19 protein-coding genes are annotated in these 24242 nt (G+C 70.3%); 8 read left to right on the forward strand and 11 right to left on the reverse strand.

Annotation, left to right across the window (positions count from 1 at the left end):
* Positions 1-4 precede the first annotated feature (4 nt).
* From EFK50_RS09275 to EFK50_RS09285, 3 genes are all read left to right on the forward strand, one after another.
* Positions 5-2542 (forward strand): DUF4118 domain-containing protein, encoded by a 2538-nt coding sequence (locus EFK50_RS09275; protein ID WP_123227302.1) that lies wholly within the window; start codon positions 5-7, stop codon positions 2540-2542.
* On the forward strand, positions 2539-3213 hold the full coding sequence (locus EFK50_RS09280; protein WP_123227303.1) for a response regulator: 675 nt from the start codon (positions 2539-2541) through the stop codon (positions 3211-3213). The genes EFK50_RS09275 and EFK50_RS09280 overlap by 4 nt, the downstream gene beginning before the upstream one ends.
* A 73-nt stretch (positions 3214-3286) precedes the next feature.
* The gene (locus EFK50_RS09285; RefSeq protein WP_123227304.1) at positions 3287-3829 is read left to right on the forward strand and encodes a dihydrofolate reductase family protein; all 543 of its coding nucleotides are present in this window, start codon (positions 3287-3289) and stop codon (positions 3827-3829) included.
* Here the strand turns inward: EFK50_RS09285 and EFK50_RS09290 are convergent.
* Both EFK50_RS09290 and EFK50_RS09295 read right to left on the reverse strand, forming a co-directional pair.
* Positions 3768-4457 (reverse strand): DUF6629 family protein, encoded by a 690-nt coding sequence (locus tag EFK50_RS09290; protein WP_123227305.1) that lies wholly within the window; start codon positions 4455-4457, stop codon positions 3768-3770. The two genes, EFK50_RS09285 and EFK50_RS09290, sit on opposite strands and share 62 nt — an antisense overlap.
* 6 nt (positions 4458-4463) lie before the next feature.
* Positions 4464-6056, reverse strand: a complete 1593-nt coding sequence (locus EFK50_RS09295) for a LuxR C-terminal-related transcriptional regulator (protein ID WP_221177339.1) — start codon at positions 6054-6056, stop codon at positions 4464-4466.
* A 179-nt stretch (positions 6057-6235) separates the two neighbouring features.
* Between EFK50_RS09295 and EFK50_RS09300 the strand changes: the two genes are divergently transcribed.
* The 3 genes from EFK50_RS09300 to EFK50_RS09310 all read left to right on the forward strand — a co-directional run bounded on the left by EFK50_RS09300 (position 6236) and on the right by EFK50_RS09310 (position 12361).
* The gene (locus tag EFK50_RS09300) at positions 6236-6793 is read left to right on the forward strand and encodes a hypothetical protein (protein WP_123227307.1); all 558 of its coding nucleotides are present in this window, start codon (positions 6236-6238) and stop codon (positions 6791-6793) included.
* A 64-nt stretch (positions 6794-6857) separates the two neighbouring features.
* Entirely contained in the window at positions 6858-10943 is a 4086-nt protein-coding gene (locus tag EFK50_RS09305) for a hypothetical protein (protein ID WP_148046106.1), read from the forward strand.
* 104 nt (positions 10944-11047) lie between these two features.
* A complete protein-coding gene (locus EFK50_RS09310) occupies positions 11048-12361 on the forward strand; it encodes an MFS transporter (RefSeq protein WP_123227309.1) in 1314 nt (437 codons plus the stop codon).
* Here the strand turns inward: EFK50_RS09310 and EFK50_RS09315 are convergent.
* The 5 genes from EFK50_RS09315 to EFK50_RS09335 form a co-directional block, all read right to left on the reverse strand.
* Positions 12358-13902, reverse strand: a complete 1545-nt coding sequence (locus EFK50_RS09315; RefSeq protein WP_148046107.1) for a hypothetical protein — start codon at positions 13900-13902, stop codon at positions 12358-12360. The two genes, EFK50_RS09310 and EFK50_RS09315, sit on opposite strands and share 4 nt — an antisense overlap.
* 120 nt (positions 13903-14022) lie before the next feature.
* Complete coding sequence (locus EFK50_RS09320; RefSeq protein ID WP_123227311.1) at positions 14023-14991, reverse strand: hypothetical protein; 969 nt, start codon at positions 14989-14991, stop codon at positions 14023-14025.
* 206 nt (positions 14992-15197) lie between these two features.
* The gene (locus EFK50_RS09325; RefSeq protein ID WP_123227312.1) at positions 15198-16442 is read right to left on the reverse strand and encodes a glycoside hydrolase family 16 protein; all 1245 of its coding nucleotides are present in this window, start codon (positions 16440-16442) and stop codon (positions 15198-15200) included.
* 196 nt (positions 16443-16638) lie between these two features.
* Positions 16639-17064, reverse strand: coding sequence for a nuclear transport factor 2 family protein (locus tag EFK50_RS09330; protein WP_123227313.1), 426 nt, complete (start codon positions 17062-17064; stop codon positions 16639-16641).
* Positions 17030-19198 (reverse strand): MMPL family transporter, encoded by a 2169-nt coding sequence (locus EFK50_RS09335; RefSeq protein WP_123227314.1) that lies wholly within the window; start codon positions 19196-19198, stop codon positions 17030-17032. Before EFK50_RS09335 ends, EFK50_RS09330 begins: the two co-directional genes overlap by 35 nt.
* Before the next feature lie 132 nt (positions 19199-19330).
* On the opposite strand from EFK50_RS09335, the gene EFK50_RS09340 reads away from it, so the two are divergent.
* A complete protein-coding gene (locus EFK50_RS09340) occupies positions 19331-20461 on the forward strand; it encodes a sensor histidine kinase (protein ID WP_123227315.1) in 1131 nt (376 codons plus the stop codon).
* Entirely contained in the window at positions 20458-21126 is a 669-nt protein-coding gene (locus EFK50_RS09345; RefSeq protein WP_123227316.1) for a response regulator, read from the forward strand. Before EFK50_RS09340 ends, EFK50_RS09345 begins: the two co-directional genes overlap by 4 nt.
* A gap of 7 nt (positions 21127-21133) precedes the next feature.
* Here the strand turns inward: EFK50_RS09345 and EFK50_RS09350 are convergent, their stop codons facing one another.
* The 4 genes from EFK50_RS09350 to EFK50_RS09365 are packed head-to-tail and all read right to left on the reverse strand — an operon-like array spanning position 21134 to position 24236.
* Entirely contained in the window at positions 21134-21376 is a 243-nt protein-coding gene (locus EFK50_RS09350) for a helix-turn-helix transcriptional regulator (RefSeq protein ID WP_123227317.1), read from the reverse strand.
* Between the two features lies 1 nt (position 21377).
* Complete coding sequence (locus EFK50_RS09355) at positions 21378-22259, reverse strand: ABC transporter permease (RefSeq protein WP_123227318.1); 882 nt, start codon at positions 22257-22259, stop codon at positions 21378-21380.
* Positions 22256-23194, reverse strand: coding sequence for an ABC transporter ATP-binding protein (locus EFK50_RS09360; RefSeq protein WP_221177340.1), 939 nt, complete (start codon positions 23192-23194; stop codon positions 22256-22258). The genes EFK50_RS09355 and EFK50_RS09360 overlap by 4 nt, the downstream gene beginning before the upstream one ends.
* A 22-nt stretch (positions 23195-23216) precedes the next feature.
* Positions 23217-24236 carry a GTP pyrophosphokinase gene (locus EFK50_RS09365; protein WP_123227319.1) on the reverse strand — a complete coding sequence of 340 codons (1020 nt, stop codon included), beginning with the start codon at positions 24234-24236 and terminating at the stop codon, positions 23217-23219.
* Positions 24237-24242: the final 6 nt, after the last annotated feature.

Genomic DNA, 24242 nt, shown 5'->3' on the forward strand with positions numbered 1-24242 from the left:
ATACGTGGGAACCCGCGGCAAGCTCAGGGTCTACCTCGGTGCTGCGCCGGGCGTGGGCAAGACCTACGCCATGCTCGGCGAGGGTCACCGCCGTTCGGACCGCGGCACCGACGTGGTGATCGGCTTCGTCGAGACCCACGGCCGCCAGCACACCGCGGAGCTGGTCGAGGGCCTGGAGGTGGTCCCGCGCCGGGAGCTGACCTACCGCGGCGCCACCTTCACCGAGATGGATCTCGACGCCGTGCTGGCCCGGCGCCCGGCCGTCGTCCTGGTGGACGAGCTGGCGCACAGCAACGTGCCGGGCTCGCGCAACGAGAAGCGCTGGCAGGACGTCGAGGAGCTGCTCGCCGCCGGCATCGAGGTGATCACCACCGTCAACGTCCAGCACCTCGAGTCGGTCAACGACGTGGTCGAGAAGATCACCGGCGCCGCCCAGCAGGAGACGGTCCCGGACTCGGTGGTCCGGGCCGCCGACCAGATCGAGCTGCGCGACATGACCGCCGAGGCGCTGCGCCGCCGGCTGGCGCACGGCAACGTCTACGCCCCGGAGAAGATCGACGCCGCGCTGGCGAACTACTTCCGGATCGGGAACCTGAACGCACTGCGCGAGCTGGCGCTGATCTGGACCGCCGACCGGGTCGACGACGCGTTGCAGCAGTACCGCGAGCAGCACGACATCGACAGCACCTGGGAGGCCCGCGAGCGGGTGGTCGTCGCGCTCACCGGCGGACCCGAGGGGGAGACCCTGATCCGGCGGGCCGCCCGGGTGGCGGCCCGGTCCAGCGGCGGCGACCTGCTGGCCGTGCACGTAGCCCGCTCGGAGGGGCTGACCCGCGCCGACCAGGGCGCGCTGGCCCGGCAGCGGTTGCTCGTCGAGTCGCTCGGCGGCAGCTACCACCAGGTGCTCGGCCACGACATCCCCGAGTCGCTGCTGGAGTTCGCCCGTGCCGAGAACGCCACCCAGCTGGTGCTCGGCGACAGTCGCCGGCCGGCCTGGAGCCGGCTGCTCAACGCCGGCGTCGCGGCCTCGACGGTGCGCGAGTCCGGTGACATCGACGTGCACATCGTCAACCACGGGCACGCCAGCGGCCGGACGACGCTGCCGGTCGGCCGGGGCAGCGTCAGCCGACGCCGGAAGATCCGCGGCTACCTGCTGGCGGTGCTGCTGCCGCCGCTGCTCGCGTTGATCCTGGTCCCGGTCCGCGACGACCTCAACCTGGTCAGCGACATGCTGATGTTCCTGCTGCTCACCGTGATCGTCTCCCTCGTCGGCGGCCTCGGTCCGGCGCTGGTCACGGCGGTCCTCGGGTCGGTGCTGCTGAACTACTACTTCACGCCGCCGCTGCGCACCCTGAGCATCCGGGACACCAACAACGCGCTGGCGCTGGTCATCTTCATCCTGGTCGGGATGCTGGTCTCCTCGACCGTCGACCTCGCGGCCCGGCGTACCCGGCAGGCGGCGCGCGCCGCCGCGGAGTCGCGCACGCTGGCGAACCTGGCCGGCAGCGTGCTGGCCGGCTCCTCGGCCCTGACCGAGATGCTGGAGCGGGTCCGGGAGACCTTCGGGCTCTCCGCGGTGGCGCTGCTGGAGCGCACCGACGAGGGCGGCGTCACCGTCCGCGGACAGGCCGGCCCGTCGGTCCCGGAGCCTGCCGACGTCGAGGTCCCCGTCGAGCCTGGTGTCGTCCTGGCGCTGCACGGCCGGGTCCTGGAGGCGCAGGACCACCGGCTGCTTGGCGCATTCGCCGCTCAGCTCGCGGTGGTGCTCGACCGGATGCGGCTCAGCGAGGAGGCGGCCGCGGCTGCCCCGCTGGCCGAGGCCAACAAGATGCGTACGGCGCTGCTCGCCGCCGTCGGACACGACCTGCGGGCTCCGCTGGCCGCGGCGAAGGCGGCGGTCTCCAGCCTGCGCAGCCCCGACATCGTGCTGCCGCCCGACGACCGCACCGAGCTGCTCGCGGCCGCCGACGAATCGCTGGACAAGCTCGCTGCCCTGGTCGACAACCTGCTCGACATGAGCCGGTTGCAGGCCGGTGCGCTGAGCATCGAGGCCGAGCCGATCGCGCTGGACGAGGTGGTCGCCCGCGCCGTCGACGACGTCGCCGTCCAAGGGCTGCCGGTGACCGTCGACTTGGCGGAGGACCTGCCGCTGGTGCTCGCGGACGCCGGCCTGGCCGAGCGGGTGCTGGCGAACCTGGTCGCGAACGCGGTTCGGTACGCGCCGGCGGGGTCACCGCCGTACGTGACCGGCAGCCACCTCGGCGACGTCGTCCAGCTGCGGGTCGTGGACCGCGGCCCCGGCATCCCCGCGGCTGAGCGCGAACGGGTCTTCCTGCCGTTCCAGCGGATGGGCGACACCGACAACACCACCGGCATCGGTCTCGGCCTGGCCCTGGCGCGCGGGCTGACCGAGGCGATGGGGGGCACCCTCGAGCCCGAGGAGACTCCCGGTGGTGGCCTGACCATGGTGATGACCCTGGTGGCAGCACCCGATCAGGCCCGGGATCCCGGGCGACGCGAACGGAAGGAGGCCGGCGGATGACGACGGTGCTGGTGGTCGACGACGAGCCGCAGCTGCTCCGCGCCCTCGGGATCAACCTGCGGGCGCGAGGCTACGAGGTGCACGCAGCCGCGACCGGGTCGGAGGCGCTGCGGCTCGCCGCCGCGCACCCGCCGGACCTGGTGGTCCTCGACCTCGGCCTGCCCGACATGGACGGCACCGAGGTCGTGGCCGGTCTCCGCGGCTGGACCGACGTACCGATCCTGGTGCTGTCGGGCCGCTCGGACTCGCACGACAAGGTCGACGCCCTCGACGCCGGCGCGGACGACTACGTCACCAAGCCGTTCGGGATGGACGAGCTGCTGGCACGGTTGCGGGCGATGCTGCGCCGCAGCGGCGGCAAGGACGAGCTGCCCACGGTCGAGTTCGGCGGCAACGTCGTAGACCTGGCCGCACGTCGGGTGACCCGCGGTGGCGACGACGTACGGCTCACCCCGACCGAGTGGCACCTCCTTGAGGTGCTGCTCCGCAACCCCGGCAAGCTGCTGAGCCAGAAGCAGCTCCTGCTCGAGGTCTGGGGCCCCGGCTACGAGACCGCCCGCGGCAACCTCCGGCTCTACATGGGCCAGCTGCGCCGCAAGCTCGAGGGCGACCCGGCGCGGCCGGTGCACCTGCTCAACGAGCCGGGGATGGGCTACCGCTTCGAACCGTAGGACGCGCTGTCGTATCCGGCGTCGTGCGTTCGTAGTACGGGTAGAGAACACCACAACCCGGAAGGACTTCACCATGGCCGTCATCCGAGCCCACGAATTCATCTCCCTCGACGGCGTCTTCGAGTCGCCCAGCTGGACGATGGAGTTCGGTTTCGACCCGCAGATGGGCGAGACCATCGGGACGCTCACCGACAGCGCGGACGCGATCCTGCTCGGCCGAAAGACCCACGAGATGTTCGCGCCGGCCTGGCGCGACCGCACCACCGAGGACGACCCGGGCGCGCCGTTCTTCAACGAGACGGAGAAGTTCGTGGTCGGCACCCAGGAGCCGGCCGAGGACTGGAACAACACCACCCGCTTCGGCCCGTACGACGCCGCGAAGCTGCGCGCGTTCAAGGAGTCCCGGGAGAACCCGGTCTACATCTCCGGGAGCGGTCAGCTGGTCCGCGCCATGATCGCCGACGGGCTTCTCGACGAGCTGCACCTCTTCATGTTCCCGATCGCGCTCGGCACCGGGGACCGGCTCTTCGCCGACGAGCTCGCGAAGTTCGAGCTCAAGGAGACCCACGTGTACCCGAACGGTGTGGTTCACCTGTGCCTGGTGCCTCGGGGCTGACCCGCGCGCGCCGTCGTACGTAGAGGTTGATCAGCACGCTGCTGACCGCCGCCCAGACGCACCAGAGCGAGACCACCGCCGACTGGGCCAGCCAGATCAGCAGGGCGACGACGAGCAGGTTGGTGGCGCCGAAGAGACGCAGTGGTGCCGCGTTCGCGAGGAGGGCCGGGCCGCAGGCCGCCAGGATGTAGAGCCCCAGTGTGAACACCTGCCAGGGCGTGGTCACGTGGTACGCGATGTGGTGGCCGTCGATCTCCGGGCGGATCGAGTCCCGCACCAGGCCGATCGTGAGCAGCACGGCGGAGACGATCCCGCAGGCCACCAGTCCGGTGGCCAGGAGGCGCGACCGGATCGCACCGATCCGCGCGAAGGCGAAGGGGACGAGCACCGGGACCAGGCACATCGCCATCACCACGTAGATCCAGGCCGCCGGCTTCCCGACGCAGTCCGGGACGTCACCGCGCAGGTGCCACCAGACGAAGGTCTCGACCAGCTGGTGCACGCCGAACACGAGCGGCAGCGAGGCCAGGGGTACCAGCTCGCGGCGTGGCACGTGCCGGAGCGCGTCGATGCCGATCGCGGTGACGACGACACCGGCGACCAGGTCCGCCTCGGGGGAGAAGCACACCGCGGACTACTGGTCCAGGAGCCCGAGCTGCCGGGCCCGGGCCAGCACCTCGCCGCGCGACCGGGCGTCGAGCTTGCGGCGCAGGCTGGCGAGGTGGGTGCGGACCGTGTTCACCGAGACGTAGTTGTCGTCGGCGATCTCGGCGAGGGTCCGGTCCGAGCCGAGGTCGTGGAGCAGCTCGCGCTCGCGCTCGGTGACCGAGATCAGCTGCACGTCGGCCGGGTAGATGTCACGGACCCCGCGCTCGTCGACCAGTGCCAGCAGGGGGCCGAGGCCGGGCACGTCGGGGGCTAGCTCGTCGAGCGCCGTCCGGGGCACGGTGGCGAGCAGCCGCGGGGCATGCCCCTCCTGCACCTGGACGACCGCGCGGCGGGCGGACTCCACCGCGGCCTCCCGGTCCCCGACGGCGAGGTGTGCCGCGGTCGCGACCAGGAGCGACTCGGTCCGAGCGCGGCGGCTGGTGCCGGCGACCGAGCCGAGGGCCTCGACCTCGAGCAGCGCGGCCGGGGCCTGGTCGGCGAGCAGCAGGGTCCGGGCGCGCAGGGTCCGGGTCATGCCGGCGACGTCCGGAGCGTCCTCGATGTCGGCGAGGGCGCGGTGTGCCTGGCCCATCGCCAGGTGGATCTCGGCCCGCACCAGCGGAACCACCCCGGCCGCCAGGCCGGCCCGGATCAGCTCGGGCGGCCGCGCCTGGACGGCGTCCTCGAGGTAGCCCAGCGCCGAGGCGGTGTCCCCGTAGGTCAGCGCGTGCTGGACGAAGACCCAGAGGAAGATCACCCACTGCTCGGAGCGCTGGCTCGGGTGCAGCGTCGCGTGCAGGTGGGTGTCGACCTGCGGGTCCAGGGCGTCGATGGCGTGGATGGTGCTGGTCGTGGTCAGGTTCGACTCGACGAAGTGGTCGACCCACAGGTCGGCGCGGCGGCCCTGGTCGAGGGCGCGCTCCAGCCAGGTCGCGCTGGAGGCCAGGTCGCCGGCCAGGGCATCGTGCTGGGCGAGCTTGCCGGCGGTGCCGCGGGCGACGAAGCCGTAGGGGTCCCGGTCGCGGTGGGTCCAGGCGTTCAGGAAGAACCTCCGGGCGACGCCGAGGTCGCCGGCCACCTGGGCGGTGATCCCGGCCTGGAGGTACCAGTACGGCAGGATCTGGCTCCGGTCGCCGTACCAGGGGTAGACGCTCGCCTCGGCGAGCGGGGTCGCCGCGCGGACGATCGCCATCGCCTCGTCGAACCGGCCGAGCCGGCGGCGGGTGGTCAGCGGGAGCAGCGCCTGCCGCAGCCGGAGGTCGCCGTTGCTGGCGAACTCGGCCCGGGCCTCCTTGTGGGTCGGCGGCAGCCCGAGCGGCGTCGTCCCGATCGGGAGCCGGCCGATGTCCTCGAAGCGGAAGGCCAGGCCCGGGCGGGCGGCGCTGAGGTCGAGCGGCAGCTCGGCGGCGACGTCGTACAGCGCGGTCGCGAACGGGCTGTGGGCCAGGTCGACACCCCAGCGGTCGATGGTCTCGGCGAGCGCGTCCAGGTCGCCTCGCGCACGCGCCGCCAGCAGCGACTCTCCCGCTGCTACCAGCTCGGGGTCGGGGTTCGGGTCCGCGGCCACCGTGCGTGCCACCTTTCGCACTGGTCAGGCGCCCGGTCCTGGGGTCGGGCGTCCGGATCTCTGCGCGCTCAGGGTAATGGACGAGCAAGGGATGAAACCAGGGATGAGATCGGCGGTGGACCCGTGACGGTGTCCGCTCGGGACACGTTGTGCGCGACGACCGACCCGAGACCGCACCCCGGAAGGCCCCTGTGAAGACCGTTGTCTGGATCGTCCTGGCGCTCACCCTGGTCAGCGCCTGCTCCTCGGAGAAGGACGACGCGCCGGCTGCCGGTCCCCGCCCGTCGGCTTCCCCGACGCTGGCGCTCCCGACGTCCTCGGTGACGGTGCGCCCGGAGACGCCTGCCTGGTCCACGGACGAGGAGGTCGACGGCTACCGCGCCGCGATGAAGCCGGTCACCAGCGAGCTGGACAAGCTCTCCGCGATGTCGCCGGACGCGAGGATCGGCCGGACCCGGGCCGCGCTGCGCGCCTACTCGGCGGCGTCGACAGAGGCGGTCGAGTCGCTGTTGCAGGGCAAATGGGGTGATAGGGCGCGCGGCAGCGTGAACACCCTGATCGCCGCCCTGCTCGAGCAGCAGCAGTACTTCGACGCGCTGGCCAACGCCCGCGACGTCGCCGCCATCCGCGCCCGCTCCGACAAGACCGGGCAGACGCTGCTGGTCACCCGGGTCTGCGCCGCGGCCCTGGAGAAGGACCTCGGCATCGGCGACGGACTGCTCGACCTCGCCACGCGGGCCGCCTCGTGAACTTTCCCTCCCACCCCTCCCAGGAGCGCGCCCTTGCGTTCCGAACCCCCGAAATGAGGAACGAATGAACCTCTCCCGACAATTGGTGCGACGCGCGCCGTCCAGGAGGCGCCGGGGCCTCGTGGTCGCGCTGGTCTCGGCGCTGACCGCGAGCCTCGCGCTCGTCGCCAGCCCGGCCCAAGCCGCGGGCAACGGCGTCCTGGATCTGGTCATCTCTCCCGTCAACCAGGGCGACGGCACCCCGATCACCGAGCTGAGCGCGCAGATCAGCGCGGGCAACAGCCCGGTCAGCACGCCGGTCACCTACAAGGTGCAGTACTCCTGCGCCACCGACGTCTGCGATGGCACGAAGGTCCACTTCACCCCGCCGCCGTCCGATCCGTGGGGTCTGAGCCCCGCCGGCCGCTCCGTCCTCCGCTACGCCAGCTGGGTCGCCCCGGCCGGCGGCGGCACCATCACCGGTGACGACCTCACCGGCAAGGTCGTCGATCTCGGCAACCTCGCCGCCGGCACGTCGGGCACCTTCTCGGTGACCTACAACAGCCCGGGCATCGCGGGCAACGACTCCGCGGGCGGCCAGTTCTTCCCGGACGGTTCTGACATCCCGATGTCGGCGACCGCCACGTCGGACTCGGCCTCCTCGAAGACCTCGGACACGCACCTCACCTGGCGCATCGGTACCCCGACCGGTCCCAACGCCGCGACGACCGCCAACCAGACGATCCGTCCGAATGCCACCCAGGTCGCCCTGATCTCGATGAGCACCGGCAGCGAGCGCATCTTCTCCGGCGCCAGCATCGCGGGCGACGGCACCGTCGTGGCGACCGGCGACTACAAGGTCGTCTACCACGCTCCGGCTCAGGCGGTCATCGGCGACGTGAAGAACACCGCCACCGGTGCAGCCGACCCGGACGCCGTCGTCGACCACGTGAACAACACGATCACCTGGACGAAGGGCTCGCTCAACAACCCGTCGTACGGCGCTCGTGGCGGCTGGGGCGGTCCCGGCCTCGCCGCGTACAACAGCGGTGGCGCGGGCTCGAACAACAGCCTCGTCCCCGACGCCGACAAGGCCTTCTGGGCGAAGCGCTCGGTGGAGCTGACCTACCCGGTGGCGAACTTCCCTGAGGCGGACGGCAGTGGCTGCAACTTCCGCACCGCGGTCACCAGCTCGCTGGACGTGAGCGTGCACTACCTCGACTCCGCGCGCACCGCCGGGTCGAAGAGCGTGAACGCGACCAACTACGTCGCCTGTGGGGCGCCCTTCGGTGGACTCAACACCGCCAAGGACATCGTCGGTGGCCAGACGTCCTCGTTTGGCGACGGTGCCCTTCCGGGTGGCGTCTACGCCCTCAACGTGCCGCCGACCGGCACCACCGACTCCACCAACCGGATGTGGCGGGTCAACGCCCAGAACGTCGGCAACGTGGACGGCACGGTCGTGATCGACGAGCCGAACCTCGACCAGGACCACATCAAGGTCAACCGGATCACCGCGACGTCGCTGTCGAGCTCGCTGGCGAACTGGTCAGCCCCGGACGACTTCACCGCGACGGTCGAGTGGACCGACAACGTCGGTGACACCGGCACGGCCGAACTCGCGATCGGTGAGTTCGTCGACGCCGCGGCCGGCCGCTGGTTCACCAGCGCGACGACCACGGCTCTGGTGCCGGCCGGACGGATCCTGCGGGCCGACGCGACCGCGACCTCGTTCATCATGGGCTACCGATTCAAGGTCGACGACGGCGCCGTTCCGCTGATCGGCGAGCAGCGCACCAACACTGCGGACGTCTCGATCAGCTACCCGGCGGACGCGGACGGCGACGGCGTCGACGACGACTACGTCACCACCGCCAACGGAGCCCCGCTGCCGAGCCGTGCGGTCGACGCGAGCGCGGCACGGACGGTGCAGTACACCCAGGGCCTGACCGTCGTGAACGCCCTCTTCGCCGCCGCGCCGGTGGTCCAGGGCGGCGGCTCGGTCCTGCCCGGCACCAACGTTACGTTCGGCGTCCGCGGACAGGTCGGTTCCGCGTGGCCGGGCACGTCGATCACCCCGCAGACGGTGTTCATCGCACCGAAGGGCTGGAAGATCGTCCCTGGCTCTGCGTCGTTCACGGCTGCCGGCACGGGGGTCTTCAACTCGATCCCGGCGGGCGTCGCCTACCGCTACGGCACCGGCGTCTTCGGGACGGACACCCGCGACTACGTCGTGGCGACCTACCCGTCGCCGGTGGCGCTGCCGACGTCCGGGTCCGCCATGAACTGGCCGGTGCTCTCGGCCACGGCGTACCCGACCAACGCTGCCGTCCCGGGCGCCGCTCCGGTCGCGAACGTGTGGGCCGGTGAGGACAGCGGGACTTGGTACGAGCTCACCGCCAATGCTTACGCGACGGGACCGGGGCAGTATCGCTACGCCTCGGGCAATGCATCGGCGGACAGCCCGGACGTCGACGCTGACGGCAACACGACCGAGGAGTTCGTCAATGCCTCGACCTCCTACCCCGGCCTCGCCGTCGGCGCCTCCGACGGTCTGAGCGTGGTCAAGCAGCTGTGCGTGCCGCTCGACGGCGCACCCGACGGGTGCTCGTGGGTCTCCGGTCCGGTGACCTCCGGCATCCTGGCCGGTTCGGGCGTCGTGAAGTACCGGATCCAGGTCAGCAACGCGGGCAACACCGCGCTGCACGGCGTGGTCGCGTACGACGTGCTCCCGTACGTCGGTGACACCGGTCTGCTGGCCGGCGCACCGGCCCGCGGGTCGCAGTTCGCGCTGCCGCTGGCCTCGGTGGACTCGACGTCGTCCGGGCTGACGGTGACGGCCTCCGGCTCGACCAACCCGGCCCGCCCGGAGGTCAACCCGGGTGCTTCCGGCACCACGAACGACTGGGGTGCGGTGGTCGCCGGCAAGAAGGCGCTCCGGATCGCGGTCGACGGTGAGCTCGAGGTGGGCGCGGTCAAGGACGTCGTGTTCTCGACGACGCTGGCGAACAGCGCCCGTCAGGGCGAGAAGGCGTGCAACAGCGTCGCGGTCGACTCGAACGAGACGCTGCCCGCCGAGCCGGCTTCGACCTGCGTCACGCTCGACGCGCCGCTCAACGCCCCGCCGACGGTGACGATCGACAGCCCGGTCGATGGCGCCGAGCTGGAGTACGGCTCGAGCGTCAACGCCACCTTCACCTGCGCCGACCCCGACGGGAACCTCGCCTCGTGCGTCGGCACCGACGAGAACGGTGCGGCGGTCGCTAACGGCAGCGCGCTGCCGACCACGACGCCGGGCACGCACACCCTCACGGTGAAGGCGACCGACGAGTTCGGTGAGACCGCCACCAAGACGGTGACGTACACGGTGAAGCGGAAGCCGAACGTGCCGCCGACGGTGGACGTGGTCAAGCCGGGTGAGGGTGCGACGTACTTCGTCGGGCAGAACGTGCCCGCCGGGTACTCGTGCGCCGACTCCGACGGGACGGTGGTCTCCTGCCAGGGGCCGGTGGCGAACGGGTCGAACATCGATACCGCGACCCCCGGGACCAAGACCTTCCAGGTCACGGCGACCGACAATGAGGGCGCCACTGCCTCGAAGACGGTCACCTACAAGGTGGTCGCGGTGGCCGGTGTCTGCCGGGGCACGGCGCTCTCCCTGCTCGGCATCGGCCTCGGGGTCGCCAACGGCAAGACCACGCCGTGCGCCACCGCCACCGACAAGGTGCTCAGCGCCAAGGTCGTGATCACCCCGGGCATCCCGCTGCTCGGTGTGGCGGCGAGCTCGGTGGAGACCGGCGTCCTGACGGCCGCGACCCAGTCGGGGCCGGGGTCGGCGAAGGCGCAGGCCGAGGTGGCCGGCGTCAAGATCGTGATCCTCGGCCAGACCATCGAGGCCACCGGGCTCAGCAGCTCGGCGTCGTCGGTGCTCAGCAGCTGCGGGACGCCGGCCGCGCTGGCCGGTGCCTCGACGATCGCATCGCTGAAGGTGAACAACAAGCCGATCGCCAACGTCAACCAGCCGATCTCGGTGCCCCTCATCGTGGGGTCGCTCGGGCTGAACGAGCGTGGCGTCGTCGGCAGCACGATCACCCAGTCCGCCCTGCACCTGAACGTGCTGGGCCTGGTGGATCTGGCCCTCGGCCAGTCGGTGGCGGGAGCCACCTGCTGAGCTGACGATCGACCGCCGGCCCGGGTCACCTTGCGCAAAGGTGACCCGGGTCGGCGTCCTTGTCGCTAGCCTTCGGATCGAACCGACGGATCACTAGGGGATACATGAGCGACCACCGGGTCAGACCGGCCACGATCGCTGCACTGTGCATCACCGAGTTCGCCGCACTCGGCGCCCTCGTGGTTCCGGCGATCATCGCGCTCCAACTCCGGGTGCGGGAGCTGGAATCCACGCTCACCCCGGAGTCCCGGCTCAGCTGGGTGACGACCTGCGGTGCGGTCTCGGCGATGCTCGCCGGACCGATCTTCGGGTGGCTGAGCGACGCGTCGGCGCGACGGCACGGTCATCGCGCTACCTGGATCATCGGCGGTGCGGTAGCGGGTCTCGGCTGTGCCGTGGTCGCGGCGAACGTGACCACCCTGCCCGCGCTGGTGCTCGCCTGGATCGGCGTCCAGGTCTCCTACAGCGCCACCTTCGCCGCCCTGTTCGGCAGTCTCTCCGACTTCGTCCCGGCGCGGGATCGGGCCCGCGTCTCCGGACTCTTCGCCGCGTCCGGGATCGCCTCGGTTGCCTTCGGGGGCGCCCTGGTCGCGATGCTGCTCAGCGGCCACCTGGGTGCCGCGCTGGAGAACCCGAAGTCGGTGTTCCTGGCGATGGCGGTGCTCGCGGTGCCGACCTCGGCGTTCACGAGCTGGCACCTCCGCTCGCTCGGTCGCGCCGCTGGACCGATCGTCGTGGAACCGCCTGCCGAGAAGCCGGGCGTCGTGAAGACGCTGATCGGTGCCGGCGGATGGTTCTGGTGGCTGCTCGCCCAGCGGGTGCTGGTCCAGGCGGCGTACACCTGCATGACCGTGTACGCCGTGCTGTACCTGGTCCGTCGTACCGGCGAGGAGGCGCACGACGCGGCCGTGCTCGTCGCGATCGCCACCGCCATCGGCGGCACCATGGGGGTGCTGGTCGCGGCCGGCGGTGCCCGCTCGCTGGCGCGCCGGATCGGCTACAAGGCAGCGCTGGGCGTCGGGATCCTGTGCCTGGTCACGGCCACCGCCTTGATGAGCCTGTCGACGTCGCAGTCGGCGTTCGTGGTCGCCCACGTCCTCGCCGGCAGCGGGCTGGGCACCTACCTCGCGCTCGACCTCGTGGTCGCGCTGACGCTGCTGCCGACCGCGTCCGCGGGCCGGCTGCTCGGGTACTTCACCACCGCGCGGAAGATCCCGCAGTCCGTCGTACCGGCGATCGCGCCGGCCCTGCTGGCCATCGGGTCCGGCGATCTGCTCGGGGTCGACCGCTCGCAGAACTACTTCGCGCTGCTGATCTTCGGCAGCGCCCTGGGCGTGGTCGCGCTCGGGCTGCTCGGCCGCCTCACGGTGCCCGACAAGAACGAGCACGCACCTGCTCTGACGGCCGAGAGTCGTTAGCGCACCCGGACGCGCACGGTCCGGCTGTAGCCGTTCACGTGGTGGGCATCCCCGGGCTTGACCACCCGGTATGCCTGCAGGCCGCGCTTGTGCTCCCGGTAGGGAACTGCCAGCCGCTTGCCACCGGTACCCAGCTTCTTCGTCGCCACCGTGCGCCAGGTGCGACCGTCGTAGCGCTGCAGGCGGATGAACCCGCGCGAGCCCGCGCGAGCGCGCGAGGTCGTGAAGCGGATGACCGAGCCGCGTCGTACCGAGGACCGTGCGTTCTGCTCCGCCGCGCTTGCTCGTAGGTCGGCGTGCGGGGAGACGTTGGCGTTGATGACGCGGGACGAGTTGCCGAGCATGGTGGGGGTCGGCGGCACCGCGATGTCGTAGCGGCTGTTCTTCAGCGGGCGGGCGGACAGGGTGAAGCGTCCGTCAGCATCTGTGGTGGTGCGATCGACCGGCACGCACGCGCGCTGAGCGTCCTCGAGCACCGACTGGCGGCACAGGACGACGGTGCGCCCGGCGAGCGGTGGACCCTTCATGACGTCGGCGACGCGAACGTAGTCCCACGCCTCCGTGAGGCGTCCGCTGAACGTCGCCTCGTCACCGATGGTGATCCGCTGCTTGGGCTCCGGGATGGACAGCCGGGTGCCCAGTACCGTCAGCAGGGTCATCGGCCCCAGGCGTCCGGTGGCTCCGCGGGCGAGAGCCCGGTAGGTCCGGGTGTCCATGAAGTCGATCTTGCCCTCGACGTAGCGACCTGCTCGGCCTCGGTACTGCAGGGTGTCGAAGGCGTTGATGACCGGGTGCAGCTTCGCGTGATTGGAGGACTGGATCCGCTCGAGATTGACGTCGAATCCTGCGGGGCCGTTCCACGTCAGCGTCGTGGTGTTGTAGCCCCAGCTGAACGGGTCCTCGTTGACAGCCTTGAGTCCGGTCACAGGTCCCGGGGTCGGGGGCGCGGGGGGCACCGGCGCCAGCGACCCGTTCACGGCGACGCTTCCTTCGTAGCCCGGAGGCCCTGCGACGTACTGGCAGTTCACCTCGTACGTCGCGGCGAACCGGATCGCATTGCCGTAGGCGCCGTACTCGATCTCGCTGACGCGGAACCAGCCGGTCGCCGGGACCGGAGCCTCGTACTCGGCACCCAGCTTCTCCAGCTGCTCCCTCGTCTTGCCGCAGATCGTGCCGTCGCGCCAGACCTCGATTCGGCCGCGGGTGGTCGTGGCATCGTTCAGCGCCACATCGGCGGGATAGGTCTTCCCGGCTTGCAGGGTCTGCCCGAGAGGAGGCACGAAGTAGGCGCTGAGCGCGGGTCCCTCTGACGTCGGGGTGCTGCCCACACTGATCTGGTTGATGGTGGGCGTGTAGAGCCCTACCTCGGCGTCTGGACCGGAGGAGTACGTCGTTGCCGCTGCGGGAGCCTGGGCATCCTCGCGGTGGATCCATCCGCCGGACACGTCCGCGGGCTCCGCCTGCGCCGGAAGGGCGACGAGGCTGCCTGTCAGAACGACTGCGGCAGCCAGCGCACCCCGTGCGATCCCAGATGTACCCATGCTGTCCCCTGCTCTCGGCGACCGATTCGGTCCGGGCGCGAACCGCAACTCTAAGGGTCGGAACGCCGAGCGGCGGGCGAACTGTCCGCGCAGACGGTCTCGAGGTGGCCGTCGGCTGTCCTAGACAGCCGGAGCGACCCCGAGGTACACCCGCGTGGCGGTGGTCTGCACGAAGAACTTCGGTGTCTGACCGCAGGACCCGCCGTCGTTCACGCGCTTGATCGTGAACGTGTAGTCCTTGGTCTGGTTCTTCGCCAGGGTCGGCGACTCGAAGGAGTGGTTCTTCCAGGCGGCGGTGACGTCGGTGGTCCCCGCCTTGACCTTCACGGTGAAGCCGTCGTCGCAGCCGGCTTCGTTGCCCGTGAATGCCCAGATCCTGGTCGGTGCCGGGCCGTTGTTCCGGAGCCGGACCGTGAAGGTGGTGGAGGCGCCGACCTTCAGCGGGGCGGCACCGGCGGTCTGGCCGTCGACCGAGCCGCCGACGTAGGAGAGCCCTCCGTTCCGGGCGAAGATCTCGGTCGGGTTGGTGCCCGCCGCCGGTGCACGGACCTCGGTCACCAGGGTGATGACATCCATCGCGTAGGTCGGGTGAGTCGGGCTCAGATCTCGTGGGAACAGGTGGATCCCCGTGTTGTACGTGGCCTGGGGCGAGTTCTTCGCCAGCTGGACCTTGACCGAGTAGGTGAGCGACGCGCCCGGGTTGATCAGCGGTGTCAGGTACCGGTCGTCGTACGGGCCGATCTTGACGACCTTGCCGACGGCCGAACCGAAGCGCACAGTCGCGGTCGTGCCGCCGGTCATGAGTAGGCCGTACTGAGATGCCGTGGTGCCCTTGTTGAACACCTTGAACGAGTACGTCGCGGAACCCCCGGCCGGTACGGCGATCGCTGCCGAGGAACCGGCGCTGGAGGACCCGCTGGTCGCGGGGTAGCCCATCGTGTAGGTCGATCCGGTACCGCGCACCAGCAGGTGCCCGTTCTGGTTGTACGCCGCCGCGGTCGCCGTGGCGGAGAGCAGGAGTGGCGCGATCAGTGCGACCGCGACCACGGCGATCGAACGGATCCGAGACGCGCGAGAGATCTTGTACATCGGGCTACTCCGGGGTCACGGCCGCGGCTGCCCTCCCAAGCAGGTCGTCGACCTCGTTGGAGTGAACCTAGTCGAGGTGGGCTGCTCCGCGCAGACGTTCCCCGCGTCGGGGACCGTCCGCTACGCCCCGGGCGCTCGGGTCTGATCAACGAAAGCACGATGGCCGGCGGGAGTCCCGCCGGCCATCGTGTTCCTCTCTCTCCTGACTACTGCCAGACCCGCACGTAGTCGATCTCGGTGGTGCCGACGTTGGCGTTCGAGTACGGCGCCGCCGGCAGGGCGTAGTCGTTCGCGGTGGCTGCGACGCCGTACGCCTGCATCAGGACCAGGTAGAACCCGCGGTCGAACGGCTGACCGATGGTGACTTCCGTGCACGGTGTCGGGTTGTTGTTGACCCAGGTGGTCAGCGTGGTCGGCGTCCAGAGGAACTTGTAGGTGTTGAACCCTCCGGGGTTGCCGCCGTACGAGCTGGTGATGTTGCAGGCCTCGTGACCCCAGCCGCCGATGTTCGAGCCTTCGCCCGGGTAGTGGAACGCCGGCTTCGCCAGGTTGCCGGCCTTGCTGTAGAACTCCGCGAAGTCGATCTCGCCGGAGTACGGGTGGAACCCGTACCGGTCGTTCGTGGGCCACAGGTAGAACGTCTCCTGGAGGCCCGCGGTGGCATCGGTCGGCAGGTCAGCGAGGTCGGGGATGTACTTGCCCTCGATGGCGTTGCCGGGGCTGGTGCCGTGGTAGCCGGGCAGCTTGGCGCGGACCTCGTAGTAGCCGTAGACCTGTTGCAGGGTCGGCGAGGTGCCGTCCGCGATGTTGTGCCAGACGGTCGCGCCGAACTTGCGCGACGTCCTGGTCGACGGCCCCGGACAGTCGGTCGCGGCCGCCTTCACGCTGGCGGTGAGCAGCAGGTGGTCACCGTCGAGGGAGACGTTCCCGGAGCCCTGGTCGCCGTAGCAGGCAGGGTCGGCCTTCGGGTGCGGCATGTGGCCGGCGGTGGCGACGTGCCAGTACGTCGTGTCCAGCGTCATCGAGTTGAACTCGTCGTTGTACGTGCACTGCCAGCTGCCACCTCCGGGGTGCGCGACCGTCGGGGTCTGCGAGGCGCAGCTGTGGGAGCCCGGCACGGTGTACGGCGTCGCATCCTTCACGACGTCCAGGACGACGACCGACGAGGTGCCCGCCGTGTGGGTGGCGTTGCTCGCGACCTTCGCCCGGTACTGGTAGCTGGCGATGATCGACAGCTTCACCCGGAACTGGGCCTTGTTGTCGGCGTCCAGGGGTTCGGTGTCGACCGCGGTCCAGAGCAGGCCGAGGACCTTCTGCTCGAGCGTCACGGTCTCGCCGAGCTGGCCGGGGTCGACGTTGACGGTGAAGGTGGCGTAGTCGTTCTGGCCGACAGGGTTGGGGGTCGCGATGACCTCCAACGTGGGCGCGGGCGGGGTGGCCTGCGCAATCATGGGGGTGACCAACGATGCTGCGCCGAGAACCAAAGCAAGCGCGGACACGCTGATGAGCCTTCGGGGGTGAGTCATCATCCCCCGAATCTGTACCCCTCAGTTCCGGTTGTCATGACACGTTCTCGCTATGGCTTTCGGGGTTGGAGACCTGCTAGTCGATGGGCCGGAGATGGGAGCGCGTCGAGGCCCGGATCGGCTAGGCGTAGACAGGTGTCGTTTGCGCGAGCGCGATCTTCCACGACGCGCCCGTCCGGACCAACACGTAGGTCAGGGCGCTCGTCGTCGGGAAGTCGTCGAGGTCGTCGCCGGCCGAACGCTCGTCGTCCGTTCGCTCGTCGTGCACGGCCTTGGTGCAGCTCACGACGGCGAGATCGGCGTGCGGGAACCGCACATCGAGAATCTCGACACTGGTCCGGACGTTCGCCAACGGCGAGGACAGCGCTTTCGTCATTGCGTGCGTGAGGGCCTCGAGTCCCAGCACTCGACGTCCGACGATGTTGACGACCGCCGTGTCGGCGGTGTGCATCGGCAGGAGCGTTTCGGGACGGTTCTGAGCCTCGCTCGCGAGTGCGATGAAGGATCGGATGTCAGCCACGTCGGGCGAATCTTTCGGTGTCGTCATAGGGGAATCCTCGAACTTCAAGTGAACTTGAAGTCAAGTCGGATTCCTCCTCCACCGACGCCGAGTCCAGCCGCGGCAGCAACCGATCCAACCACTCCGGCAACCACCAGTTCGCATCACCGAGAAGCTTCATGGTCGCCGGGACGAGCACCAGGCGTACGACGGTCGCGTCGAGGAAGATCGCGGTGGCTAGTCCCACTCCCATCATCTTCACCGACGGGTCGCTGCCCAGGACGAAGCCCGAGAAGACCGCGACCATGATCAGCGCGGCGGCGGTGATGGTCCGACCGGTGCCGGCGATCCCCTCGATGACCGCGCGGGTGTTGTCCCCGTGGCGTCGGTACTCCTCGCGCACCCGCGACAGCAGGAACACCTCGTAGTCCATGGAGAGCCCGAACAGGATCGCGAACATGAACAGCGGGATGAACGACACGATCGGCACCGTCGACTCCACGCCGATCAGCCCGGCCGCCCAGCCCCATTGGAAGACCATCACGAGCACCCCGTACGCCGCGCCGACGCTCAGCAGGTTCATCAGCACCGCCTTCAGCGGCACCAGGAGCGACCGGAACAGCAACGTGAGCAGGAGGAACGACAGCAGCAGCACGGCCACCACGAAGCGCGGCATCCGCTCCTGCACCCGGTCGCCGAGGTCCGCGAACGTTGCTGTCTGGCCGCCGACGTGGGCGGTCGCCTCGGTCCCGTCGAGCACCGCCGGGAAGACCTCGCTGCGCAGCCTCGCGACGGTCGCCCTGGTGGCCTCGTCCTGGGGTGAGGTGGTCGGCTGCGCCACGATGGTCGCCACGCCGGCGCTGCGATCGATGTCCGGTTCGCTGACCGCCTTGATGCCCCGGTCTGCTGCGACCGCAGCGGCCAGCGGCGCCACGACGGCGGAGTCGCGGGCGATGTCGACGGCGATCACCAAGGGCCCGTTGGCCCCCGGACCGAACCCGTCGGCGATCAGGTCGTAGGCCCGTCGTTCAGTCGTCGACGCGGGCTTGGCCCCGTCGTCCGGGAAGCCCAGGTTGAGCGCGAGCACCGGCGCGGCCAGCGCCACCATCAGGGCAGCCCCGCCGACGAGGTACGCCGTCGCGTGGCGGGTCACGTGAGCACCCCACCGGTACCAGCCGGTGCTCGGCCGGTGCACCCCGTCGACCCCCTGCCGCCGGCGCCCGTTGATCCGGTGCCCCGCCAGTCCGAGCAGCGCCGGCAGCAGGATGATCGAGGCGAGCACCATCACCAGCACCATCGCGGAGATGGCGACTCCGCCGCCGGTCACGAACGGGATCCCTGCGACGAGCAAGCCGAGGATCGCCACGACGACCGTGCCGCCGGCGAAGATCACCGCTTGCCCTGCTGTTGCCAGGGCGCGGCCGACCGCTTCGGGGACCGCCATACCGGCGGCCAGGTGCTCGCGCTGCCGGGTGACCAGGAAGAGCGCGTAGTCGATCCCGACGCCGACCCCGACCATGGCCGCGAGCTCCGGCGCCCACGCCGGGATGTCGACGAGATATGTCACCAGCTTCATCGAGGTCACGCCGACGGCCAGACCGACCAGCGCCATCCCGATCGGCAACCCCATCGCGACGAACGAGCCGAAGGCGATGAGCAGGACGATCATCGCGACGACGATCCCCCCGACCTCGCCGAGCCCGACGGGTGCTTCCTCGAACGCGAAGAACAGATCGCCTCCGGCCTCGACCGTCAGCGACTCCTCGCGCAGGTCGGCGACTGCCTCCTTGAGGTTGTCCAGGTCGGAGGCAGCGAGGTGCTCGATCGCGGGGTACTGCACCCGCACGAGGGCGACGGTGCCGTCCGGCGACACGGTGCTGGTGGTCCCGAGCACGTGCGGGAGCTTCTCGAGGGCGGACTCCACCGGCGCCAGCGCGGTTGCTGCGTCCCGTGCTTCGAGGACGACCTGGGCTCTGATCCCGCCCTCGTCCGCCTGGGCCCCGGACAGCAGTTCCGCGGCTTGGTAGGAGTCGAGGCCGGGTGCCTCGAAGCTCTCCTCGAGATCGCGCCCGAAGGCGACCGAGGAGGCGATGACGACGAGGGCGAGGACGACCCAGGCGCCGATGGCGACCCAGGGCCGGGTGGCAGCGGTCCGACCGAGCCGGTAGAGGAGATTCGACATGCCTCCACGTTCGCCCGTCGGCGAGCGATCCACATCGGGCCAAGGAGCGGGAGCCTTCTCGTCCGAAAGGACGAGACGCTGCTCGTGCCTGAGCCCGGTACGACGACCGTCACCGCTCTCTAGTCTGGGGACGTGTTCGCCGACTTCTTCCGCTCGATCCTTGCCGAGCCCCGCGCGCCGGACCCGCCTGCGCGGGTGTGGCGGGACTGGGTTCTCGTCGGCGCGCTGCTGGTCACAGCCGCGGGCGAGGCGATCTTCCGCACCGACGTACCGGCGCGGCCGTTGGCCACCGTGGTCGCGTTCCTGGTGATCCCGGTCCTGCTCTGGCGGCGGACGCATCCGCTCCTGGCAACCGCGGCCGGCTTCGGCTGCGCGATGGTGCTGCACGTCCCGATGTTCGTCGCCGACATCTCCGACGCGGGGCTCAACGTGATGGCCTGCGTCCTGCTGCTGCCGTACGCCTTGTACCGCTGGGCATCCGGACGCGAGGCGCTGATCGGTACGGCGGTCGTCGCCGTACCGGCCGGCCTGGGTCTCGCGACCACCGAGGATCTTGCGGAGGTGATCGGTGGCTCCACGGTGCTGGTCGCGGCGTTCGCCCTGGGGGCTGCGATGCGTTACCGCGCGGTGGCTCGCCAGCGCGAGGTGCAGCAGGTCCGGACGCTCGAGCGCGGGGAGCTCGCCCGCGAGCTGCACGACACCGTCGCGCACCACGTGTCGGCGATCGCGATCCAGGCCCAGGCGGGGCGGGCGGTGGCGGCCACCGACCCGGCTTCGGCGGTCGAGGCGCTGGCCGTGATCGAGGCGGAGGCATCACGGACCCTGTACGAGATGCGCACGATGGTCCGGGTGCTGCGGGACGGCGAGGCCGCTGACTACGCACCACCGCGGGGTATCGGCGACCTGGACGACCTGACCCGGATGAGCCCGGTGGTGCAGGTGCACCGCGACGGTGATCTCGCCGGTCTGTCGCAACCGGTGGAGGTCGCCGTCTACCGGATCTGCCAAGAGGCGGTCACCAACGCGATCCGGCACTCGCTGAACGCCACGACCGTCACGGTGGCGGTCACCGGCGACGTCGGCGTCGTACGGTTGCGTGTGCACGACGACGGAGAAGCAGCCCGCCCCGGACCGGGCGTGGGCTACGGCCTGCTCGGTATGGCGGAGCGCGCCAAGCTGCTCGGCGGCGCCTGCCAGGCCGGACCGGATCCGCTCGGCGGCTGGACCGTCGAGGCGACGCTCCCTCGCGAGGTGCCCCAGTGACGACCCCCGCGACGATCCGGGTAGTGGTCGCCGACGACCAGGTCCTGGTCCGCACCGGGCTCACCATGATCCTCAACGCCCAGCCCGGGATCGAGGTCGTCGGCGAGGCGACCGACGGTCACGAGGCGGTGGCGGTGGCACGCGAGCTGCGTCCCGACGTCTGCCTCTTCGACATCCGGATGCCCGGCATCGACGGCGTCGAGGCCACCCGCCAGCTCGCCGGCCCAGGCGTCGAGGACCCGATGGCCGTCGTGGTCATCACGACCTTCGATCTCGACGAGTACGTGCACGGGGCACTCAAGGCCGGCGCCCGAGGATTCCTCCTCAAGGACGCCGGGCCCGAGCTGCTGGTCCAGGCGATCCAGGCAGCCGCGAACGGCGACGCGCTCATCTCGCCCGACATCACCCGCCGCCTGCTCACCACGCTGGCCGGTCTCGGTCGCGCGGCCCCACCGGCCCAGCCGATCGAGCCGCTCACCGAGCGCGAGGAAGAAGTACTCCTCACCGTCGCCCGCGGCCGCACCAACGCCGAGATCGCCGACGAGCTGCACATCACCCTGAGCACCGTGAAGACCCATGTGGCGGCGCTGATGACCAAGCTCGGCGCGCGCAACCGTGTCGAGGTCGCGATGTGGGCCTATGAGACGGGGCGGGTCAAGGGGTAGTCGGCCCTCAGGCGGTCTGCTCCCCGAGCCGGGGGAACGGCGCCAGGGAGAAGATGACCTCGACCGGCACCTCGAAGAAGGCCGCGATGCTGAGGGCGAGGTGGAGGCTGGGGCTGAACTCGCCGCGTTCGAGGTAGCCGATCGTCTGGTAGTGCACGCCGACCCCGTCCGCCAGGTCGCGGCGGGAGATGCCTCGCTCTGCTCGGAGCATGGCGATGCGCTGGTGGACGAGCTCGCTGGAGGGTGCCATGTCAGCCCCACCCTTGCATGGCCTTGGCCTTCCGGCCCTCGACGACGGACCCGGACTCCTTCCGCGCCATCGCCCGCAGCACACGAGGTGCCACCAGCAGGCCGAGGACCGCGTAGCCGCCGAGCACTCCGAACATCGTCAGCGTGTGGAACTGCCCGCCGAGCTCGGCTGCCGCTGCGGCATCGGGGAGCAGTGCCTCGCGCATCCCCGCGCCGAGCCAGTAGACCGGGAAGACCTGGGCGACCGGATGGAGCCAGTCCGGCATCCCGGTGATCGGGTAGAAGATGCCCGAGATCGCGATCAGCACGATCATCGGCAAGAAGGTCAGACCGAATCCGGCGCCGGCCGACTTCACCGAGGCCCCGACGACTGCGCCCCACGGCATCGTGGCGAGCATCCCGAGCAGGAACACTCCGAGCAGCATCAGCCAACCGCTGACCGGTACGTCGTTGAGGCCGGGAAGCAGGAACAGGCCGGCAACCAGGAAGATCACCAGGCCGAGAGCCGTGTTGAGCACCGCCAAGGTGACGCGTGCGACCAGGTAGGCCAGCATCCCGTGCGGCGTCGACTTGGCCCGCAGGAGCGTGCCGTCCTCGCGTTCGACGGCGAGCATCTGGGCGGTGCCCATCCATTCACCCATGACCACGTTCATGCCGATGAGCCCGGGCAGCGTCGCCACCGCGAGCGAGTATCCGGTGTCGGCGAGGTCGGAGTTGCGCTGCAGGACGAGCACTCCCACGAAGACGCCGTTCATCACGACGATCCAGATCTGGTCGGCGCGATTGGTCAGGCTGTGCATCATCTCGATGTACCCGCGCCTGATACCGAGTCGGGCCGCCTGCAGGACGGGGCTCGGCAAGCGCGCGCCGGACGTCGTGCTCATCGGACGACCTCCAGGGTCTCTCGCTGGGCGCTGCCTACGGGGTCGGTCTCGAAGCGGTGGACCAGAGTCATGTAGCTGTCCTCCAAGGTGCTGCGGCGGACCTCGAGGTCGCCGATGGCGTCGCCGTGCTGCTGGAAGAGCTCGCGCACGAAGCGGGTGGCGTCGTCGGCGGCGTGGACGAAGTGCTCTCCGTCCTGGCTCCAACGCACCTCGGTGCGTCCCTCGACCTCGCGCGAGAGCTGGGCCGCGCTGCCGTTGGCGACGATGCGCCCGCCGGCCAGGATCAGGATGCGGTCGGCGAGCTTCTCAGCTTCGTCGAGGTCGTGGGTCGTCAGCAGGATCGTGGTGCCGTCGAGGTCGGCGAGACCGTGTACGACGTCGTGGAAGTCGCGCCGCGCCTGCGGGTCGAAGCCCGTGGTGGGTTCGTCGAGGAAGAGCACCTCGGGTCGACCGATCAGGCCGATCGCGACATCGAGCCGACGCCGCTGACCGCCCGAGAGCGATCCGGCCTTCTGGTTCGCGTGCTCGGAGAGCCCGACGGTCGCCAGGAGTTCGTCGACGTCCATCGGGCGCGGACGGGAGGGCTCGGAGAAGGGCGCGTAGTACGCACCCAAGTGTTCGAGCAGCTGACGCACCCCCCACCGTCCGTGGTCGCGCCACGACTGCTGCACGATGCCCAGACGCGCCCGCCACGCCTCGTCCGCCGTCGCCGGGTCCACCCCGAGGACCGAGACCTTCCCGTGGGATCGGTTGCGGAACCCTTCGAGGATCTCGATCGTCGTGCTCTTCCCCGCGCCGTTGGGTCCGAGGAGTGCCAGGACCTCACCGGGTCGGGCCTCGAACGAGACGCCGTTGAGGACCAGGTGGTCGCCGTAGCTCATGTGCAGGTCGGAGACCGAGATCACGGGGCTCGACGTCGATTGCGGGATCGCCATGAAACAGAATGTAGCATTACTGCTACAGATCGTTGTTGGAGTTAGTCCCCTCCACCGACTCCGCCCGCAGCTTCTCCAACCGAGTCCGCAGCATCTCCACCCGGTGCGAGTTCCCATGCAGATCCACGTACCCCTGCCCGAACACCGCCAGCAGCGCATCATCCAGCCGCCGCACGGCTCCCGGCGGGTACTTGTAGGCCAGCCGCTCGTTGATCACGCCGCTGTCCACCGACGTCAGCAGACCCGCGAGCTCCTCGAGAGACGTGATCCCGAGCTCCAGCAACAACCCGGAGATCCAGGTGTAGTGGTCGGTGCGGGACCAGCCGGCGTCGGCGTACTGGCCGGAGAGGAAAGCGGCGAGGTCCTGGGCCGAGAGGCGCGGGTCTCCGGCGTCCTCGCCTTCGTGCGGCTGGGGAGTCGCGGCCTGCAGGCGGTCGCGGATCTCGGAGAACTCCCGGTCGGCGAGCTCCAGCAGTCCGGCGGCGAGGGTGAAGCGGCGGTCGAGGTCGGGGACGTACTCCTCGGGGATGGTGCCCTTGTAGCGGATGTCGTGCTCGAACTCCGCCCACGCGTGCTGGAGCACCGTCCGGACCTGGACCGATGCCGGCCGGACCAGCGGGGCGTCCAGGTCGACCAGCACGTGCCGGCTCGCGTAGCCGAAGCTGCCCTTGCTCGCGGTCTCCTGCGCCATGTCGCGGTCGTCGAGCACGTTCATCTGGTCGGCGAGCAGCTCCGCCACCGCGGCAACGTCGGAGAGCACGTAGGTGATCACCCGGACGCCGACCTGGTCGGTGATCCCGGCCAGCGGTTCGTCGTGGGCGGGGGTGCCGGGGCGTGACCGGTTCGCCTTGGCCGCGAAGGACGCGACGCTCTTGGCGCGGCCGGTCACCGAGAGGTAGTTGATGCCGGCGTCGTCGAGAAGCCGGGTGATCAGGTCGACGTACTGGTCGGTGACCTCGAGAAGGGTCGGTTGCAGCTCGGCGTACGCCTGGACGGCGCCGTGCACCGGGGCTACTGATTCGCCCTGCTCCAGATCGGTCATGACCCC

The organism is Nocardioides marmoriginsengisoli (assembly GCF_003725695.1).
Lineage (GTDB): Bacteria > Actinomycetota > Actinomycetes > Propionibacteriales > Nocardioidaceae > Marmoricola > Marmoricola marmoriginsengisoli.

Coding starts and splice junctions, on each gene's coding strand:
- EFK50_RS09280 (WP_123227303.1), top strand. CDS start 2,539: ATGACGACGGTGCTGGTGGTCGACGACGAGCCGCAGCTGCTCCGCGCC.
- EFK50_RS09285 (WP_123227304.1), top strand. CDS start 3,287: ATGGCCGTCATCCGAGCCCACGAATTCATCTCCCTCGACGGCGTCTTC.
- EFK50_RS09305 (WP_148046106.1), top strand. CDS start 6,858: ATGAACCTCTCCCGACAATTGGTGCGACGCGCGCCGTCCAGGAGGCGC.
- EFK50_RS09310 (WP_123227309.1), top strand. CDS start 11,048: ATGAGCGACCACCGGGTCAGACCGGCCACGATCGCTGCACTGTGCATC.
- EFK50_RS09315 (WP_148046107.1), bottom strand. CDS start 13,902: ATGGGTACATCTGGGATCGCACGGGGTGCGCTGGCTGCCGCAGTCGTT.
- EFK50_RS09320 (WP_123227311.1), bottom strand. CDS start 14,991: ATGTACAAGATCTCTCGCGCGTCTCGGATCCGTTCGATCGCCGTGGTC.
- EFK50_RS09325 (WP_123227312.1), bottom strand. CDS start 16,442: ATGATTGCGCAGGCCACCCCGCCCGCGCCCACGTTGGAGGTCATCGCG.
- EFK50_RS09330 (WP_123227313.1), bottom strand. CDS start 17,064: ATGACGACACCGAAAGATTCGCCCGACGTGGCTGACATCCGATCCTTC.
- EFK50_RS09335 (WP_123227314.1), bottom strand. CDS start 19,198: ATGTCGAATCTCCTCTACCGGCTCGGTCGGACCGCTGCCACCCGGCCC.
- EFK50_RS09350 (WP_123227317.1), bottom strand. CDS start 21,376: ATGGCACCCTCCAGCGAGCTCGTCCACCAGCGCATCGCCATGCTCCGA.
- EFK50_RS09355 (WP_123227318.1), bottom strand. CDS start 22,259: ATGAGCACGACGTCCGGCGCGCGCTTGCCGAGCCCCGTCCTGCAGGCG.
- EFK50_RS09360 (WP_221177340.1), bottom strand. CDS start 23,194: ATGGCGATCCCGCAATCGACGTCGAGCCCCGTGATCTCGGTCTCCGAC.
- EFK50_RS09365 (WP_123227319.1), bottom strand. CDS start 24,236: ATGACCGATCTGGAGCAGGGCGAATCAGTAGCCCCGGTGCACGGCGCC.